Source organism: Desulfurellaceae bacterium (assembly GCA_021296095.1).
GTDB lineage: Bacteria > Desulfobacterota > Binatia > Bin18 > Bin18 > JAAXHF01.
Genome location: JAGWBB010000079.1, coordinates 18,719 through 19,198 on the forward strand (window position 1 = coordinate 18,719; position 480 = coordinate 19,198).

The 480-nt window shown below is 73.5% G+C and carries 1 protein-coding gene; it reads right to left on the minus strand.

The window, feature by feature from the left end:
* Positions 1-480 (minus strand): P1 family peptidase (locus J4F42_17250; protein MCE2487264.1); only part of this gene is annotated, 480 nt, incomplete at both ends.

The window sequence follows — 480 nt, forward strand, 5'->3', positions numbered from 1 at the left end:
TCGCCCAATGCGTTGACCGCTACCAGCGCGGCAACCGTCAGGCCGTCCGCCAGGCTGACGGACGCGGTGCCCAGACCGGACTTCATGGCACGCCCGGCGCCGGCCAGCTTGCCGACGGTTGCCCCGGCCCCGGCGCCGACATTGCCCTCGACCACCGGGCCGCTGGTGGCCGCCTGGGCCGCCCGGTAGCCGCACTCGGCGGTGGGGCGGACGCTGGCGTCGCCAACGCCCAGGTCGTACAGGATGGCGGCCGGAACGATCGGCACTTTTGCCGCCGGGGTGACAAAACCGATGCCGCGTTCTTCGAGGTAGTGGACGACCCCGCTGGCGGCGGCCAGGCCAAAGGCGCTGCCCCCGGCCAGCACCACGGCGTGAACCCGGTCAACCAGACCGGTCGGCCGCAGCAGGTCGGTCTCGCGGGTACCCGGGGCGGAGCCGCGCACGTCAACCCCGGCCACCGCTCCGTCTTCGACCAGAACG